Here is a 16,536-nt window from a genome sequence, read left to right on the forward strand (position 1 = left end):
CGCTGACCGGAGCGACCAGGACTTGCGCCAATAGCTTTATGCTTTCGGCTTTAAGCTTTCAGCGTTTTTTGCCTACTTTTGCACCTATTTCGGAAAATCATGAAGTATCACAACGAGATCAGCAAAAGGAAAACATTTGCCATCATAGCCCACCCGGACGCCGGTAAAACCACCCTCACGGAGAAATTCCTGCTCTTTGGCGGCGCTATCCAGACGGCAGGTGCGGTTAAATCCAACAAGATCAAGAAACATACTACCTCCGACTTTATGGAAATAGAGCGGCAGCGTGGTATCTCCGTGGCTACTTCCGTGATGACCTTTGAATACCGGGACACGCTGGTGAACCTGCTGGATACCCCCGGCCACAAGGACTTTGCAGAGGATACCTACCGCACCCTTACCGCGGTGGACAGCGTGGTGCTGGTAATAGACTGCGTAAAAGGGGTGGAAGAGCAGACCGAAAAGCTCATGGAAGTATGCCGCATGCGCGACACGCCCGTGATCATTTTCGTGAACAAGATGGACCGTGACGGTAAAAATCCCTTTGACCTGCTGGACGAGCTGGAGGAAAAGCTCAACATCAAGGTACGGCCCCTTAGCTGGCCCATTAACGGCGGCTCCGATTTCAAAGGCGTATATAACCTCTACAACAAGAGCTTTGTTTCCTTCCTGCCCAATAAAAAAGCTACGGATGAAGACATCGTGCCGCTGGAAGACCTGGGCAGCAGCTACGTGGACGAGCATTTCAACACCCAGGACGCGGAACAGTTGCGCAACGACGTGGAGCTGATAGAAGGCGTGTACGATCCCTTTGAAAAACAGCCCTACCTGGAAGGCAGGCAGGCGCCCGTGTTCTTTGGCAGCGCCGTGAACAACTTCGGCGTAAAGGACCTGCTGGACACCTTCGTGGAAATAGCGCCCATGCCCCGCGACCGGGAGGCCAGCACCCGCCCGGTTGCCGTGGGGGAAGACAAGTTCAGCGGCTTTATATTTAAAATACACGCCAACCTGGACCCGCGCCACCGCGACCGCATTGCGTTCCTGCGCGTATGCTCCGGCCGTTTTGAACGCAACAAGTTCTACCACCATGTGCGCCTGGACAAAGACCTGCGCTTCAGCAACCCTTACACTTTCCTGGCCCGCGAAAAGAACGTGGTGGACGATGCCTACCCCGGCGATGTGGTGGGCCTTTTTGATACCGGTAACTTCAAGATAGGCGATACGCTGACGGAAGGCGAGCATTTTTACTTTACGGGCATTCCCAGCTTCTCGCCGGAACTGTTCAAGGAGCTGGTGAACAAGGACCCGATGAAGACCAAGCAACTGGAAAAAGGCATCCGCCAGTTGACGGACGAAGGCGTGGCCCAACTGTTCACCCAGCACGGGGGCAACCGCAAGATCATTGGCTGCGTGGGCGACCTGCAGTTTGAAGTGATACAGTACCGCCTGCTGCAGGAATATGGCGCCGCCTGCCAGTTCAATACCCTGCCCTTTTACAAGGCCTGCTGGATCACCGGCGACAAGCAAAAGGTAGCCGATTTCATCCGCTTCAAACAGGCCAATATCGTGGAGGACAAAGACGGACACCTGGTATACCTGGCCCAGTCAGAATGGTACCTGAACACGGAAAGGACCAACAACCCGGATATCGAGTTTCATTTTACTTCGGAGATACACAAATAATTGTGCGCGGATGCGCATAATAAGAAAGCCGCTCCCGGGAACAGGTGCGGCTTTTATTGTACGACCAACTCAAATTAAACTACATGGTAGCTTGTCAAAAGCTGAAGGCTTATGATCATGAGTGCATACAAAAATAAGCGTGGTTTATAAGGTTGATTTATGTAATCGGGAAATTGATTTGCGCAAAAAGAAAGAATTCAGGGCTGCTTCTCATACTGGAATATGAGCTCCGCCGTTGTTTTCCCCTCTTTCCCTTCCACGCGGGCGTCCAGGTGGCGCGCATCGCGCCAGCGGTAGGTGATCTTTTGCGGGAAATCATGCTGCGGGTTCTCCGCTACAAAGCCGACGGGTTTCAGCACCCGCAGTTTGAACGGCACGGGCTGCCCGTTGTTCTGATCGGAAACCGTGGGGATATAATAGATCCCGTCTGCACGGCGCACGAGCTGGATGGTTTCCTGCAGGGAGCTGTCGCGGCCGGTAATGCGCCAGGCGCGGCCCTGGAAGGTGGAGTCGTTCACCTTCCGCCATTGCTCCACGATCAAGCTCAGTTTAGTGCGCATGACCCAGGTGCCTTCCAGCTTGTCCAGGTGGCGGAAGTCCGCCGGCCGGACCTGCCCGGCAACCGTCAGGCTGCATGCTAACAGTATTATCAGCAGGCTACTGCTGTACCACGGCTTCTTCTCCATATATCTGGTGTTTGTATTTCAGTGAGGGGGATGCTACAAAGGGGCCCAGGCCCAGCTCTTTCCACTTATCGTCTACCCGGCGGATGGTAGCGTCGTCCGCCACGATGATATTGGGCCAGTCCCGTTCAAAATTATCCAGGATGCGGGTTTTCAGCGTGCCGTCCATGCCTATGCCCGCCCTTCTTTTTCCATGGGGGCCGCCGGCCGGCAGGGTCACCACAAAGCTGTCGCGCTTGGGGTCCAGGTTATTACAGAAGCGCCATAGCGCGGAGGGCAGGTCCGTTATGTCCACGGTATGCTCCACGTACAGCACCATCTTGATGCCGGCCATTTCCGGCAGCTCGTACAGCCGTTCGTTCAGCTCCCGCACATGGTGGGGCCGGTTCTTTTGTACGGATACCAGCAGGCAGGGAATGTCCTGCTGCAGCAGCGTGGTGTTCACGCCTTTTATCTCGGGGAAGCGGGCGGCCAGTTGTTGTACGTTCAGGTCTTTGCGGACAGCGGGCCATTCGTAGCTGTCGTCGGTCTCTTCATCGAACTTCCGGGTGCCGTCTATGCACATCTTGCCGCCGAAGCCCATTTTGGAGCAGGAATGGTCCAGCACATCCATTGGGCCCTGGCTGAAATAGATGTCCGTAGCGGGGTTCAGGTGGCGGAACACGTACTGCGCCAACTGCCGGTAATCCTGTATGCCGGTGCCTTCATCCGTTACGGCCAGTATCTTGTTGAACATCATCTGGCCGGCGCCCCACATGGCATTCATCACCTTCTGGGCCTGCCCTGCATAGTCCTTGTGTATCTGGGCGATCACCAGGTTATGGAACACGCCTTCCACCGGCATGTCCATATCCACGATCTCCGGCACCAGGGTCATTTTTATGGGCGCCAGGAAAATGCGCTCGGTGGCTTTGCCGATCCAGGCATCTTCCTGGGGCGGGATACCTACTATCGTGGAAGGATATACGGCGTCTTTCCGGTGCGTGATACAGGTTACGTGAAAACGCGGGTACCAGTCGGCCAGGGAATAATACCCGGTATGATCTCCAAAGGGGCCTTCCCAGATCGGTTCCTCTTCCGGGTCTACATACCCTTCTATCACAAAATCGGCATCTGCCGGCACTTCCAGCTCGGGCTGGGTAAGGCATTTTACCAGCTCTACCTTCCGCTTGCGGAGGAAGCCGGCCAGCATGTATTCATCTACATTTTCCGGCAGGGGGGCCGTGGCGGAATAGGTATATACCGGGTCGCCGCCCAGTATAACGGCCACCGGCATACGCTTTTTCAGCTTCTTGTATTCCATGAAGTGTTTGGCGCTTACTTTGTGCTTGTGCCAGTGCATGCCGGTCAGGTCCTTGTCAAACACCTGCATGCGGTACATGCCTACATTGCGGCTGCCATTCATTGGATCTTTGGTGTGGATAACGGGCAGGGTGATAAAAGGCCCGCCGTCCTTTGGCCAGCATTGCATCACCGGCAATTTGTACAGGTCCGGCGCCGGCATCACCACTTCCTGGCAGGCGCCTTTACCGCCGGTCACCTTTGGCATCCAGGATGCGAACTGGCCCAGTTTGGGCAGCATGGTGAGCTTGTCCAGGATGCCTTCCCTGGGCTTGGACAGCATTTTGAACAGGCTTTCTATTTCAGCGGCTACATCGTCCAGCTCCTGCACGCCCAGCGCCATGCACATGCGGCGGTAGCTGCCCATCGCATTGATCAGCAGGGGAAAATCATAGCCGGTGTTCTCGAACAAAAGGGCTTTTCCGCCGCCGGGCAGCTTGCTCACGCGGTCGGTTATCTCTGCTATCTCCAGCTTCGGGTCTACATAAGTCCTGATCCGTACCAGCTCGTCCGCTTTTTCCAGCGTATCAATGAAATGTTTTAGGTGCTTGTATGACATGGCAAATGAAAAGACAAAGTAAGCTTAAAATTATGTCAATAAAAAATGTCCCGCACCATTAAAGGTGCAGGACATTCCGGACATGCAGCAGCTTACGCTTTCCTATCGTACAATCGTGATCCCCGCATCTATGACCACCCGCGGGCGGCTGGGATAATATACCACCGGCGGCGGTGGCGGCGCTACGTATACCGGGTATGCCGGGCGGCCGTATACTACTACCCTCCTGTCGTGGCAGTGATCATCACGATAATACCCGCGGCCGCGCTTCCAGTGTTTGGGCTTGTGTTTGTGTTTGCCGTAGTGCTCTCTCCCGTGATGCTCACGGTAATAACCATCATCACCTCCCCATCCCCTTCTTTGCGCCTGGGAAGAGAATACAATGCCCCCTAAGAGCAGCATCAGTAATAATAATCGTTTCATGCTGTTCAGTTTTAGTTCTTCAGAAATGTTGCGTTGGTAGATCGGTATGTGCTACGATTGAGAAAGGTTAAAAGGTGTATGGTCGCTTTCGGTTTGTTGGCTGATATTTTTTATTGAAAGATCGTTTAAACAGGTAGGGAAGCGTCCAACGCAGCCGGCCTTCCGGTGCTTACTATCTCCGCGGTTTCAGACCCCGTATTGGCTTAGCCTTGTTGGTCCTCGCTTCGTTCATTACCTGTTCTGCGCATATAATTCAAAGAGTATGCCAAATAAAAATCCCGTCAACCAGATGGTGAACGGGATCTCATTTTTTATATGTGGACTTTGTTGGGGGCGAAATTATCGGAACCCCTAAGTGACAAATACTATGCCAAAAACAATTGCAAATCAATATTTTGGACAGGTGGAGAACTTCTGCCGGCCAAACCGGCTGCCGCTTCCCAGGCGGTAAGTGATCGTGAGCCCGGAGAACACGTACCAGTCCTTACGCTTGTCGGAGCCGCGGATAGTGCCATCCGGCGGGTACGCGCCGGGGGTAAGGCCGTTCTTGGGCTGTATCTCATCCCCGCGCCAGGCAAAGTCCACGGACTGCTGCCCGCTGCCGGCCAGCAGGGTGGCCTGGTCCACGTAGGTCTTGCTCACATCATCCAGGTAATCGGTAAAGGTTTTCCGGAAGCCGATCTCTATGCCCATGGTCCAGCGATCGTTCAGCATCGCTTTTACGCCGGCGCCAAAGGGAATGGCCACCTGGTGCAGCCCGTACTGGGTGCGCTCGGGGTACTCGGCCAGGTTCTGCCCTTCTGTGCCCAGGCGGCGCAGGGGCACCTTGTTGCCCATGGAATCCCTGGCGGTAGGGTAAAAGCTGAAGCCTGCGATGCCGGCAAACACGTACGGCGTGTAGCCTTTCTCGTAAATATCAAAGAAATTGAACTCGCCTATGAAGTGCAGGTCCCATATCACGGAACGGAAGCTGAGGTTACGGGCCTGCAGCAACCTGCTTTCATTGGTGCTGTCTGCCCCGGCAATGTTCCCCCAGTTAAAGCCCAGGCGCAGGGTCAGGTAACGGTTGATGTCCCTTTTTACCATAAGGCCCAGGGCCGGGCGTGTATAGCGCATGTCCACCCGCTGCTGGGCAAGGTCACCGCTGTAATTGGTAATGCCTGCGAAACCGCCCACGTGCCAGTCCTGGGAAAAAGCACCCAGCGGGGCCAGGAAGGAAAGCAATAGTATCCAGGTGATCTTTTTCATTCGAGAATAGTTTGGTTTTTCAGAGGCCGAATTGAATGCAATAATAATAACGTTCAATCATAGAAAAAAAGTATAAAGTTATAGTTTTCAATTGCCATGTAACAATTTTTTCTCATTTCATTGTAATACGTTACCTTTATTTACTTAGTAAAGTAAATATATAAGTTATTTCAGGTATATATTTATAATAGCCTTTGTCAGCAAAAACCTTTGCCGGAACCTCATTAAAACCAGAACACCACCGATGAAGCCCAAAGCACCTACCAGAGAACAGTTGGAACAGTATGCCCTGCGGGGCTTGGGGTATGCGGATGATCATGTGAAAGACCCGTTCAGTATGAAAGACGTATCTGAATGGCTGGGCATATCCTATTCGTATTTCTACCACATTTTTGCGGAGATCATGGGCGAGCCTTACTGGCAGTATGTAAAGCGCCACCGCCTGGAACTGGCGGCCGGCCTGCTGCGCCACAGCGGCTATAACATCGGGGAGATCTGCGATCTTTCCGGCTATGCCACCCTGGCGGCGTTTACCAAGGCATTTTCCAACCACTTTGGCAGGAGCCCCCGCGCTTTCCGCAAGATAGACGAGCTGCCGAATGAAAAACGGACCCTGGAAATGACGGCCATGATCACGGCGGCCTTTGCACAGCAGGGCAGCGCCATCGGCGGCTTTTTCAGCTTTGACCGGGCGGAGCATGTGATACTGCCCGATACCGTGCTGTACTACACGCTCATCTCCTACGGGCAGGACCCGATCGCGCAACTGGTGATGAAAATGAGCTACCATGAGCAGCGCTTCCGTAAAATGCTGGATATGCTGGACCTGCCGCAGGGCAAGATCATTACCGGCACGCTGGACGCCGTACCGGTTACCAACTACGAGAAGCTGAGCATGTACGCCGGCATCTGCGTACCGCAGGCGGATGCCCATATTCATATCCAGATGGCTTCCCAGTTCCAGCACCTGATACAAAAGCGCATGGCCGGCGGCCATTACCTCCGCCTGCAGGTGCCACTGGACTTTACCACGGCGGGCGTACCCATGTATGATTTTATAAACCGCTGCTGCCGGGAAGGCATCTATAAAATGAGCGGTAACCACTTCTTCATTTCCCTCACGGGACCGGGCCTGGTGGAGATCTATATCCCGTATATGAAACAGGTGTAAGATCGTTATTTAAACACCGCCTTAAAACATGCGCTCTGCGATTCCGCGCCACTTTTTGTACGGCCGTAATACTCGTCCAGGAAAGCTTCCACGGGCGACCATACCGTTTGCATCATGCCCTGGAACAGGGGCTTCATTTGTTTGGTAGCGCCTTCCCGGAAACGGTACATGTCTTCCAGTTGCTGCTGCGCCACCTGCGGCTTGCGCCAGGGGCAGGTAATCACGCGCAGCCCTTTCATGGCAAAGTATACCGGAGTTTTGTCCGGCCGCTCGTAGTGCCAGTCGCAGATCACGATATCTTTGGGCACCATGTCAATGGCGCGGTGCGTGTTGTTCATGCTGGCTTCCCACATGCCCATGCCGGTGGTTTTGCCGTCCAGCAGGCGGTCGCCCCATATCCACAGCTCCCGTCCCTTTTGCGCCAGGTGGTTGCGCAGGGCCCATACTTCGCCGGCAAACAGCTCCGCCTTATCGCGGCCCCCGCAGCGCGGGCATTTGTCATCGCCGATGTAGAACACTTCGTCCATCCCGGCATGAAACGCCGTAGCGCCAAAGGCCTCGCAGATCTCATCCACCAGGTCAAACACCACTTTATGCACTTCCGGGTGCAGGGGGCAGTAGCTTTTGCAGTATAGCCCGTCCGCGTTAGGCCACTCGTATTTAGCCGGCATCTTTACATGCGGGGTTTCATCAAAGGCCGGGTACACGCGCAGCAGGTTATGTACCGTGCCGGCCCAGGACTGGTGGCCCAGCAGGTTTACCTGCGGTATGATACGGATACTGTGCGCACGGCAGGCCTTTACCAGTTTCTCCACCTCCTGCCGGGAAAGGGCCACGGAATCCCGCAGCTCCGGGTGGCGCTCATACTGGTAGTTGAAATCCACGCGCAGCACCAGGGTATTGATATGCCGGGGCGCCAGCTCCGCTTCTATGAACTTTATAAATGCATCCAGCGCAGCGGGCCGCGGCGCGGCAATACAAAAGCCCCTTACGGGCAGGCTGTCCAGGTGGCGGGCCGTTTGTGCATGGCTGTGAAGGCCGGACAGCAGCAAAAGACCCAGTGGCAACAGGTATAGCAGTTTTCTCATGATGTTTGACAGTTTATTCATTGACGACGTTGGTAGGATGCATCAAGCTACTAATAAACTAATAAAACAACAAACGGGGAAAGCGGTTATTTTTGACAAAATCTTTATCCTGCATGAACGAAAACAAGCTGCCTTTTAACGCACGCCTGGCATATAGCCTGGTATCGCTGGTGCTGATCATTTACCTGGCGCACCTGGCTGCCAGCATCATCATCCCGCTGGTATTTGCCAGCCTGGTGGCCATCATGCTGCTACCGCTGGCGGCGGCGCTGGAACAATGGCGTATTCCGCGGGGGCTGGCCGCTTTTGTGGCCGTGCTTATTTTCGTGATCGCGCTGTCGGCCCTGCTGCTGATACTGGCGGCGCAAATGGGCGCTTTTATATCGGACTTCCCGCAACTGCAGCGCCAACTGCTGGAAAGCCTGGATTCCCTACAGCTATGGATAAACGAAAAATTCCAGATAAATGCCGATAAGCAGATGGCCTACCTGGAACAACTGGCGATGGGCACCCTCGGCTCCGCCACCACTTTCCTGAGCCAGACCCTGGGCGCCGTTTCCTCCATCGTGATATTCGTGGTGTTTGTGCTGCTGTACTCCTTTTTCCTGCTGCTGTACCGCTCATTGCTCATAGCCTTCCTGGCCGGCCTTTTCAAGGAAAGGCACCGGGAAAAGCTGCTGGACGTGATCGGGCAGACCCGTTTTATCATTAAAAGCTATGCCAGCGGCCTGGTGATAGAAATGATCGTGGTAGCGGTGATGAACTGCACCATCTTCTGGATAATGGGTATTAAATACGCGACGCTGCTGGGCATTATGGCGGCTATCTTCAATCTCATTCCTTACCTCGGCATCTTTACCGCCATTGTTCTCAGCATGATCGTGACCCTCACCACGGGCACGCCGGCGGCCAGCCTGCAGGTGGGCATTGCCCTGATGATCGTGCACTTCCTGGACAGCAATATCCTGCTGCCCCGCATTGTGGGCTCCAAGGTAAAGATCAACGCCCTGGTGACCATCATCGGCGTGGTGACCGGCAACCTGCTCTGGGGCATTCCCGGCATGTTCCTGGCTATTCCCATTATGGCCATGCTCAAGATCATTTTTGAGCATGTTGAAGAAATGCGGCCCTGGGCGATCCTGCTGGGCGAGCTGCCGGACCGGCGGAAACCGCGTTTTGCAAGAAGGAGGTAGCCTCCCGGTCCAACTACTGCAATCACATTGCAGAGAGGATGGCTATTTTGCAGGGAACCATATCATTATCCTATGCAAAACACCGCAACCCTCAAAGACCGGCTGATCGGGGAAATAAAGGACACCCTGCGCAACCTGGAAAACGGCGCCATGCCTCCTGCCGCCTACGACACGGCCTGGGTAGCCAGGATCTCCTCCGATGAAGACCCTGCACAACCCATGTTCCCGCAATGCCTGCAATGGCTGCTACAGCACCAGCACAACGATGGTAGCTGGGGCAACGGATCGGACCGGGGATTCTACCACGACCAGATAATCAGCACACTGGCGGCCGTTGTATGCCTGCAGGGCTGGCAGCGCAGGGGCATGTCCCTGCAGGGCAGCATTGAGAGCGGCACCCGGTACCTGGACAGCTCCATGCAGTTCCTGGACGGCCACCCTTACGGCACCAATGGCTTCGAGATACTGTTTCCGGCCCTGTTGCAGGAGGCGCTGGACCTGGGAGTCGGGCTAAGCAGGCATCACGTGATAGACCGGGTACTGGAAGCGAGGGAAGAGAAACTAAAGAAGATCAGCTTTGACGCCGTTTTCGAAAAGCCCACTACCCTGCTTTTTTCGCTGGAAGGATTTCCGCTGGAGCAAATTGACTGGGATAAAGCCTTCCGCCTGCAGGATACCTGCGGCTCCTTCCTCACCTCACCTGCCGCTACTGCATTTGCGTACATACATACCCGTAACCACCGCTGCCTGGCTTACCTGCAGCAGACACTGGAACGGTTCAATTACATTCCCACCCAGTACCCGCTGGATATCTTTCAAACGGCGTGGAGCCTCAAAGCCATCTCCAAGCTGGGACTGGAACACTACTTTGAAACGGAATACAATGAGCAACTGGATCGCCTGCAAAACAAATGGAACGATGCCAGCGGCATATCGTGGAGCAGTGTTATCGACCTCCCCGACCTGGACGATACCGCAGTGACCTATTACCTGCTGAAGAAAGCGCAGCGGCCCACCGGGGCAGGCGTATTTGAGAATTTCTACAGAAACGGGGAGGTTTTCTGCTTTCCCGGCGAAACGCAAAGCTCCCCTACCCACCTGCTGCATTTGCTGCAGGTATACAATGGCAATAATACCGGCCTGGTAAACACGGCCCGGCAACAGTTAAGCACCACGTTGAGCGGCAGGTGGACGGACAAATGGCACCTGTCGCCCTACTACGTTACCAGCATCGCCACCGACCCCACCCTGCAGGACGGCAGCGTGAATGTGGACGCCGCTGTTAATTATGTACTGGCCACCCAGCACCCCGATGGCGGATGGGGGCACGCCGGCTCCAACGCAGAAGAAACGGGGCTGGCCTGTATGACGCTGTTGCTGCACCTGTCCCGCTCCCCTGCCAACAGGCAGGTCATAGCGGCGCAACTGCAAAAGGGGATCGATTTCCTGTTGCACATCAAAACTGCGGGCGTGGCTATGGATACCCGGCCGCTGTGGATCGCCAAATGCCTGTACACTCCCTATAGTGTTGTAAATACGCTTGTCAACGCGGTGCTGCTGCGATACCTGGCCGGGCAGGAGCAGCAGGCCATGAACCGGCCCCTGTTGGCGGCATTGACCGGCTGGATGGAGCAGCATATTGCCCTGGATAACGCCAGGATCGCGCCGGTAGCCGCCATTACGATGGATATTGCCGGCAGGGAAAGCAGCCGCGTGCAGGAAGCCCTCTTTAAATTCATTATGTGGGCCTTTGGTATAGACGACCTGTATGACGCAGGCGATTACAGCCTGGAAGCGTTGCAGGACATATCCGGCTACCTGCTGGAGAACGAGCCTTCAGGCTTGCCGCCGCTTCCGGGTGAAAAGACTGCTGTTATAAGCGATCTCCGGGCGCTTACACGGGAGCTGTTCGGGGCGCCATTCCTGGATCTGCCGGCACATGCGCCCTCCCGCCGCCGCCTGGCAGACATGATAGCCCAGGTGATACACGCCATGTTGGCCGAAGCTACCTGGAAAAGAACCGGCCTTTACCCTGACCTTTTATCATACCTGGAAAACGGCAGGGTCAGTGTAAGCACTCCCCTGATGTTTTCCTACATACATTGCTTTATGGCCGGTGATGCCGCAGTGCCGGAAAAGCTGTTGAACATCTCGGGGGAGATCATCCGCCTGGTAAATGATATGGCCACATACAAACGGGAATTGGAGGAGCGCAAGCTGAACAGCGTGACCATTATCCAGCAAACAACCCGTTGCAGCGTGGATAAAGCCATTCAGCAGGTAAAAGATATGATAGCCGAACGGATGCTGCAGATGAAAGCGCTGGCGGGTGACCCGGCGTATGCCGCTTTCGGGGAATTCAGCCGTTTTATGATACATGTTTGCGAAGCAGAGCAGCGTTTCTACGGCAAGGGCAGGGACTTCAGGTAAGCGCCTTGCTTTGCTGTCCGGCGGTTTGTACTTTTACACCGATGTCCATTCAATTCCGCCATGCATTACCGGCCGACCTGCCGGCCATCGTAGATATTTACAATTCCACCGTTCCCGGGCGGATGGTGACCGCCGATACCTCGCCGGTAAGCGTGGAAAGCCGGCTGCCCTGGTTCCATGCGCATACGCCGGAAAAATGGCCCCTCTGGATCGTGGAAACGGCGGGTCAAACAGCCGGCTGGGTAAGCCTGCAAAATTTTTACGGCCGCCCCGCCTACAATGCCACGGCGGAGATCAGCATCTACCTGCACCCGGACTTCCGGGGCAAGGGCCTGGGCAGGATGGCGCTGGAAGGCGCCATGGAAAGATGCCCCGCGCTGGGCATTGAAAACCTGATGGGCGTTATTTTCGCCCACAACACGCCCAGCATACAGTTGTTCCTGCAAATGGGCTTCGCAGAGTGGGGCCACCTGCCGGATATTGCGGTGCTGGATGGTATTAAAAGAAGCGTGAAGATATTGGGGAAAAAGATTACACCAGTTGCCGTAAAAAATCGATCCGGTACACACAGCGGCGGGAGCCTTCCAGGATATGATCCGTACGGCTCACCTTCACCTCGTTGCCGAGAATAGTATTAAAGGTGCGCAGCTCTGAATCGCAGATATTGGCGCATTGGGTGGCAGCGCTGCAAATGGGACAGTGGTTCTCTATGAAAATGAAACCGTTCTCATCTTTCCGCCATTCCGCCAGGTAACCTTCCGCAGTACGGAGCGCGGCAAAACGGGCTATTTTATCGGCTATATCCGTCACGCCTTCCAGCGCGGTACGGTATTTTTCCAGTTGTTTTTGCTCCCGGGCCACGATGATCTGGTCCAGCGCCTCCGGCCCCAGCTCATGGCGGATGGTCTGCATCAACTGCAGGGTCAGCTCCGCATGAGTATCCGGGAAATGGGCATTGCCCTGTGCCGTCAGGTCCCAGATCTGGACCGGTCTTCCTACTCCCCTTGCATTGGTGGTAGCTACCACCAGTCCTTCCTCTGCCAGTTTCAGCAATTGCAGCCGCGCCCCTTCTGCTGTAATGCCCAGCTCGGCAGCCAGGGCAGCAGCGGTTTGCGGCCCCCGGGTCTTCAGTAGCACCAGGAACCGGTCAGCAGCAGCTTTGATCTTTGGCATATAATTTTCCAAGTCCTTACTTGTTTTATTGTCAAATCTCGTAATTTTGTAGTACTAAAAAAAATATTGTTGCAAGGTTATACGACCTTTGTGTGAGCAAATCAAGTGATCATATAGCCTGACAAACAATTAAAACATTGACAATTAGATAGTTAGATGAACGTCTTGATATTCAACGGCACTATGGACGACAGGCCCTATGCCACCGCCGGCCGGGTAGCCGGCTATTTTGAGGAGCAATTCCGGCAAAAAGGCTTTAATCCACGAATATTTAGCCTGGCGCATGCAGATATACCGTTCTTTGATCCGCTGAAACAGGAAACGCCGGCCAGCGTGCAAACCATGTGCGAAGCCTTTTGCGAGGCCCACCTGCATGTATGGCTCACCCCGCTGTACCATGGCGGCATGACCGGGGTAATGAAGAACTGCCTGGACTGGCTGGAGCTGACCAGCCGCCACGGCCGGCCGTATTTAACCGGAAAGGTCGTAGCTTTGGTGAGCTGGGCAAACGGCTCGCAGGCCATGCAGGGCATCAACGCTATGGATGCAGTGGCCAAAGCATTACGGGCCTGGGTACTGCCCTTTTCCGTTCCTGTGCTGAAGGACCACCTGTTCGAGCCGCAAACCAGCGACTTTTCAGCCCTGTACAAGACCAAGTTTGACCAGATGATCTCGTTGCTGGCAGCGGCCAGGACAACAGTAGTGGAATAAATACATTAAACATTAGCAAAAAGCGCAACAGATATGATAACCGTTTCAGAAAAAGCAAGCCAATATATAAAAGACCTGATGGTAAAGGAAAATCATGTTCCCGGCACCTTTGTGCGCGTGGGCGTGAAAGGCGGCGGATGCTCCGGCCTGGAATATGTATTGAAGTTTGAGGCAGACGAGCAGACCGGCGACCAGGTATTCGAGGATAAAGGCGTGAAGATCGTGGTACAGATGAAAAGCCTCCTGTACCTGTACGGCACGGAGCTGGATTACTCTGACGGGCTGAACGGCAAAGGGCTTTTCTTCAATAATCCAAATGCCACCAGGACCTGCAGTTGCGGGGAAAGCTTTGCCGTATAAATAATTTCAGAAGCGTGTTTAGCAGTTTTCAGATACAGGTAAGCATAAATATTACTTTCTTTGCACCCATTTCTGAGGAAGCTGACAAATAGGTAAATAGTATCGAATGAAAAACAGTAACGAAATAATCGATGATATCGCCAACCGGGAGTACGAGTTTGGCTTTACCACCGATATTGAAATGGATATAGCGCCTGCTGGTCTGAACGAAGAGACCATCCGCTTTATCTCTGCCAAAAAAGAAGAACCGGAATGGCTGCTGGAGTGGCGCCTGAAAGGATTCCAGGCATTCCAGAAAATGCAGTTGCCCAGGTGGCAGCATTTCAAGATGCCTGAGATTGATTTCCAGGGCGTATCCTACTACGCCGCCCCCAAAAAGAAAAAACAACTGGCCAGCCTGGATGAAGTAGACCCGGAGCTGCTGGCTACCTTTGAAAAGCTGGGCATCCCGCTCAACGAACAGAAAGCGCTTTCCGGCGTGGCCGTAGACGCTGTTTTTGACAGCGTATCCGTGGCCACCACCTTCAGGGAAAAGCTCGCAGAGAAGGGTGTGATCTTCTGCTCCTTCGGGGAAGCGGTAAAGCACCATCCTGACCTGGTAAGAAAATACCTGGGGTCTGTAGTGCCCCATTCCGATAATATTTTTGCCGCATTGAACGCAGCAGTGTTCTCCGACGGGTCTTTCGTGTACATCCCCAAGGGAGTGCGCTGCCCCATGGAGCTGAGCACCTACTTCCGTATCAATGCGCAGAACACCGGCCAGTTTGAGCGGACCCTTATCATAGCGGACGACGACAGCTATGTGAGCTACCTCGAAGGCTGTACCGCCCCCATGCGCGACGAGAATCAACTGCACGCCGCCGTAGTGGAGCTGATAGCGCTCAACCACGCGGAAATAAAATACTCAACCGTGCAGAACTGGTATCCCGGCGACAAGGAAGGGAAAGGCGGTATCTATAATTTTGTGACCAAAAGGGGTATCTGCAAAGGCAACGGCAGCAAGATATCCTGGACACAGGTGGAAACCGGCTCCTCCATTACCTGGAAATACCCCAGCGTAATATTGCAGGGCGACGACGCCCAGGGCGAGTTCTACTCCGTGGCGGTGACCCGTAACCGGCAGATCGCCGATACCGGCACCAAAATGCACCACCTGGGCCGCAACACCCGCAGCCGGATCATTTCCAAGGGTATTTCCGCCGGCGAAGGCGATAATACCTACCGCGGACTGGTACAGGTGGGACCGCGCGCACACAATGCCCGCAACTTCACCCAGTGCGACTCCCTGCTGATAGGCAACCGCTGCGGGGCCCATACGTTCCCGTACATCGAGTCCCGGAACAAGAGCGCTACCGTAGAGCACGAAGCCACCACCTCCAAGATCGGGGAAGACCAGATCTTCTACCTGAACCAGCGGGGTATCGATACGGAAAAAGCAGTAGCCCTCATTGTGAACGGCTACGCCAAGGAAGTACTGAACCAGCTACCCATGGAATTTGCCGTGGAAGCGCAAAAATTATTGTCCATTACGCTGGAAGGCAGCGTGGGATAATTAATAATGAATAATTAACAATTAATAATATCTACAGCGGTGCTTCATGGTGACACAATTGCTGCGATTATTAATTATTCACTATTAATTATTAATTAAAAAAAATCGAGAATTAATATATCATGCTGACGATTAAAAATCTGCACGCAGAAGTAGACGGAAAAGAAATACTGAAGGGCATTGACCTGGAGATCCCGAAAGGTGAAGTGCATGCCATCATGGGGCCCAACGGTTCCGGCAAAAGCTCACTGGCTTCTGTGCTGGCAGGCCGCGAAAATTACACCGTAACACAGGGCGAAGTGATATTTGAAGGCAAGGACCTGCTGGAAATGTCACCGGAAGACCGCGCCCGCGAGGGGGTGTTCCTGGCTTTCCAGTACCCGGTGGAAATACCCGGCGTATCCAACATCAACTTCCTGAAAACAGCGCTGAACGAGATCAGGGCCTACAAGGGGCTCCCTGCGCTGGAAGCCAAGGAATTTCTCAAGCTTACAAAGGAAAAGCAACAACTGGTAGACTTCAACGCCAACCTGATGAACCGTTCCCTCAACGAAGGGTTCTCCGGCGGTGAAAAGAAGCGGAATGAAATATTCCAACTGGCCATGCTGGACCCGAAACTGGGTATCCTGGATGAAACAGACTCCGGCCTGGACATCGATGCGCTGCGTATTGTAGCCAATGGTGTGAACAAGCTGCGCAGCACGGAAAAATCCTTCCTGGTCATCACCCACTACCAGCGCCTGCTGGAGTACATCGTGCCGGATTTTGTGCACGTACTGTACGATGGCCGTATCGTAAAGACCGGCACCAAGGAACTGGCGCTGGAGCTGGAAGAAAAAGGCTACGACTGGCTGAAGGAAACCGTTGTGCACGAAAACGTTTAAATTCAATTAATAATGAATAATTAATAATGAATAATAC

At 54.1% G+C, this 16,536-nt stretch carries 15 protein-coding genes; 9 read left to right on the forward strand and 6 right to left on the reverse strand.

The window, feature by feature from the left end:
- Nucleotides 1-99: 99 nt before the first annotated feature.
- Nucleotides 100-1,683 carry a peptide chain release factor 3 gene (locus LX66_RS25845; protein WP_145718900.1) on the forward strand — a complete coding sequence of 528 codons (1,584 nt, stop codon included), beginning with the start codon at nucleotides 100-102 and terminating at the stop codon, nucleotides 1,681-1,683.
- Nucleotides 1,684-1,880: 197 nt separating this feature from the next.
- Here LX66_RS25845 and LX66_RS25850 read toward each other — a convergent pair whose 3' ends face one another.
- The 4 genes from LX66_RS25850 to LX66_RS25865 form a co-directional block, all read right to left on the reverse strand.
- The gene (locus tag LX66_RS25850; RefSeq protein ID WP_145718902.1) at nucleotides 1,881-2,369 is read right to left on the reverse strand and encodes a DUF6265 family protein; all 489 of its coding nucleotides are present in this window, start codon (nucleotides 2,367-2,369) and stop codon (nucleotides 1,881-1,883) included.
- Nucleotides 2,341-4,266 carry a menaquinone biosynthesis decarboxylase gene (locus tag LX66_RS25855; RefSeq protein WP_145718904.1) on the reverse strand — a complete coding sequence of 642 codons (1,926 nt, stop codon included), beginning with the start codon at nucleotides 4,264-4,266 and terminating at the stop codon, nucleotides 2,341-2,343. Before LX66_RS25855 ends, LX66_RS25850 begins: the two co-directional genes overlap by 29 nt.
- Before the next feature lie 102 nt (nucleotides 4,267-4,368).
- Nucleotides 4,369-4,689 carry a hypothetical protein gene (locus LX66_RS25860; RefSeq protein WP_145718906.1) on the reverse strand — a complete coding sequence of 107 codons (321 nt, stop codon included), beginning with the start codon at nucleotides 4,687-4,689 and terminating at the stop codon, nucleotides 4,369-4,371.
- A gap of 387 nt (nucleotides 4,690-5,076) precedes the next feature.
- The gene (locus LX66_RS25865; RefSeq protein WP_145718908.1) at nucleotides 5,077-5,937 is read right to left on the reverse strand and encodes a DUF6089 family protein; all 861 of its coding nucleotides are present in this window, start codon (nucleotides 5,935-5,937) and stop codon (nucleotides 5,077-5,079) included.
- 244 nt (nucleotides 5,938-6,181) lie between these two features.
- Between LX66_RS25865 and LX66_RS25870 the strand changes: the two genes are divergently transcribed.
- Nucleotides 6,182-7,108 (forward strand): helix-turn-helix transcriptional regulator, encoded by a 927-nt coding sequence (locus LX66_RS25870; RefSeq protein WP_145718910.1) that lies wholly within the window; start codon nucleotides 6,182-6,184, stop codon nucleotides 7,106-7,108.
- A 5-nt stretch (nucleotides 7,109-7,113) separates the two neighbouring features.
- On the opposite strand, the gene LX66_RS25875 is transcribed toward LX66_RS25870, so the two are convergent.
- Nucleotides 7,114-8,196: a family 20 glycosylhydrolase gene (locus LX66_RS25875; protein WP_170232424.1), complete on the reverse strand. Its 1,083-nt coding sequence runs from the start codon at nucleotides 8,194-8,196 to the stop codon at nucleotides 7,114-7,116.
- 113 nt (nucleotides 8,197-8,309) lie between these two features.
- Here LX66_RS25875 and LX66_RS25880 point away from each other — a divergent pair, with 113 nt between their 5' ends.
- The 3 genes from LX66_RS25880 (at nucleotide 8,310) to LX66_RS25890 (ending at nucleotide 12,451) form a co-directional block, all read left to right on the forward strand.
- A complete protein-coding gene (locus LX66_RS25880) occupies nucleotides 8,310-9,389 on the forward strand; it encodes an AI-2E family transporter (RefSeq protein ID WP_145718912.1) in 1,080 nt (359 codons plus the stop codon).
- Between the two features lie 72 nt (nucleotides 9,390-9,461).
- Nucleotides 9,462-11,819: a terpene synthase family protein gene (locus LX66_RS25885; RefSeq protein WP_145718914.1), complete on the forward strand. Its 2,358-nt coding sequence runs from the start codon at nucleotides 9,462-9,464 to the stop codon at nucleotides 11,817-11,819.
- Nucleotides 11,820-11,860: 41 nt separating this feature from the next.
- Nucleotides 11,861-12,451 carry a GNAT family N-acetyltransferase gene (locus LX66_RS25890; protein WP_244620515.1) on the forward strand — a complete coding sequence of 197 codons (591 nt, stop codon included), beginning with the start codon at nucleotides 11,861-11,863 and terminating at the stop codon, nucleotides 12,449-12,451.
- Here LX66_RS25890 and LX66_RS25895 read toward each other — a convergent pair.
- A complete protein-coding gene (locus LX66_RS25895) occupies nucleotides 12,351-12,992 on the reverse strand; it encodes a helix-turn-helix transcriptional regulator (RefSeq protein WP_145718916.1) in 642 nt (213 codons plus the stop codon). The two genes, LX66_RS25890 and LX66_RS25895, sit on opposite strands and share 101 nt — an antisense overlap.
- A gap of 156 nt (nucleotides 12,993-13,148) precedes the next feature.
- Between LX66_RS25895 and LX66_RS25900 the strand changes: the two genes are divergently transcribed.
- The 4 genes from LX66_RS25900 (at nucleotide 13,149) to sufC (ending at nucleotide 16,499) form a co-directional block, all read left to right on the forward strand.
- Nucleotides 13,149-13,703, forward strand: a complete 555-nt coding sequence (locus tag LX66_RS25900; protein ID WP_145718917.1) for an NADPH-dependent FMN reductase — start codon at nucleotides 13,149-13,151, stop codon at nucleotides 13,701-13,703.
- Nucleotides 13,704-13,736: 33 nt separating this feature from the next.
- Nucleotides 13,737-14,063: a HesB/IscA family protein gene (locus tag LX66_RS25905; RefSeq protein ID WP_145718919.1), complete on the forward strand. Its 327-nt coding sequence runs from the start codon at nucleotides 13,737-13,739 to the stop codon at nucleotides 14,061-14,063.
- A gap of 106 nt (nucleotides 14,064-14,169) precedes the next feature.
- The gene (gene sufB, locus LX66_RS25910) at nucleotides 14,170-15,615 is read left to right on the forward strand and encodes a Fe-S cluster assembly protein SufB (RefSeq protein WP_145718921.1); all 1,446 of its coding nucleotides are present in this window, start codon (nucleotides 14,170-14,172) and stop codon (nucleotides 15,613-15,615) included.
- Between the two features lie 122 nt (nucleotides 15,616-15,737).
- Nucleotides 15,738-16,499 (forward strand): Fe-S cluster assembly ATPase SufC, encoded by a 762-nt coding sequence (gene sufC, locus LX66_RS25915; RefSeq protein ID WP_145718922.1) that lies wholly within the window; start codon nucleotides 15,738-15,740, stop codon nucleotides 16,497-16,499.
- Nucleotides 16,500-16,536 lie beyond the last annotated feature (37 nt).

It is taken from the genome of Chitinophaga japonensis (genome assembly GCF_007830125.1).
In the GTDB taxonomy this organism is placed as follows: domain Bacteria; phylum Bacteroidota; class Bacteroidia; order Chitinophagales; family Chitinophagaceae; genus Chitinophaga; species Chitinophaga japonensis.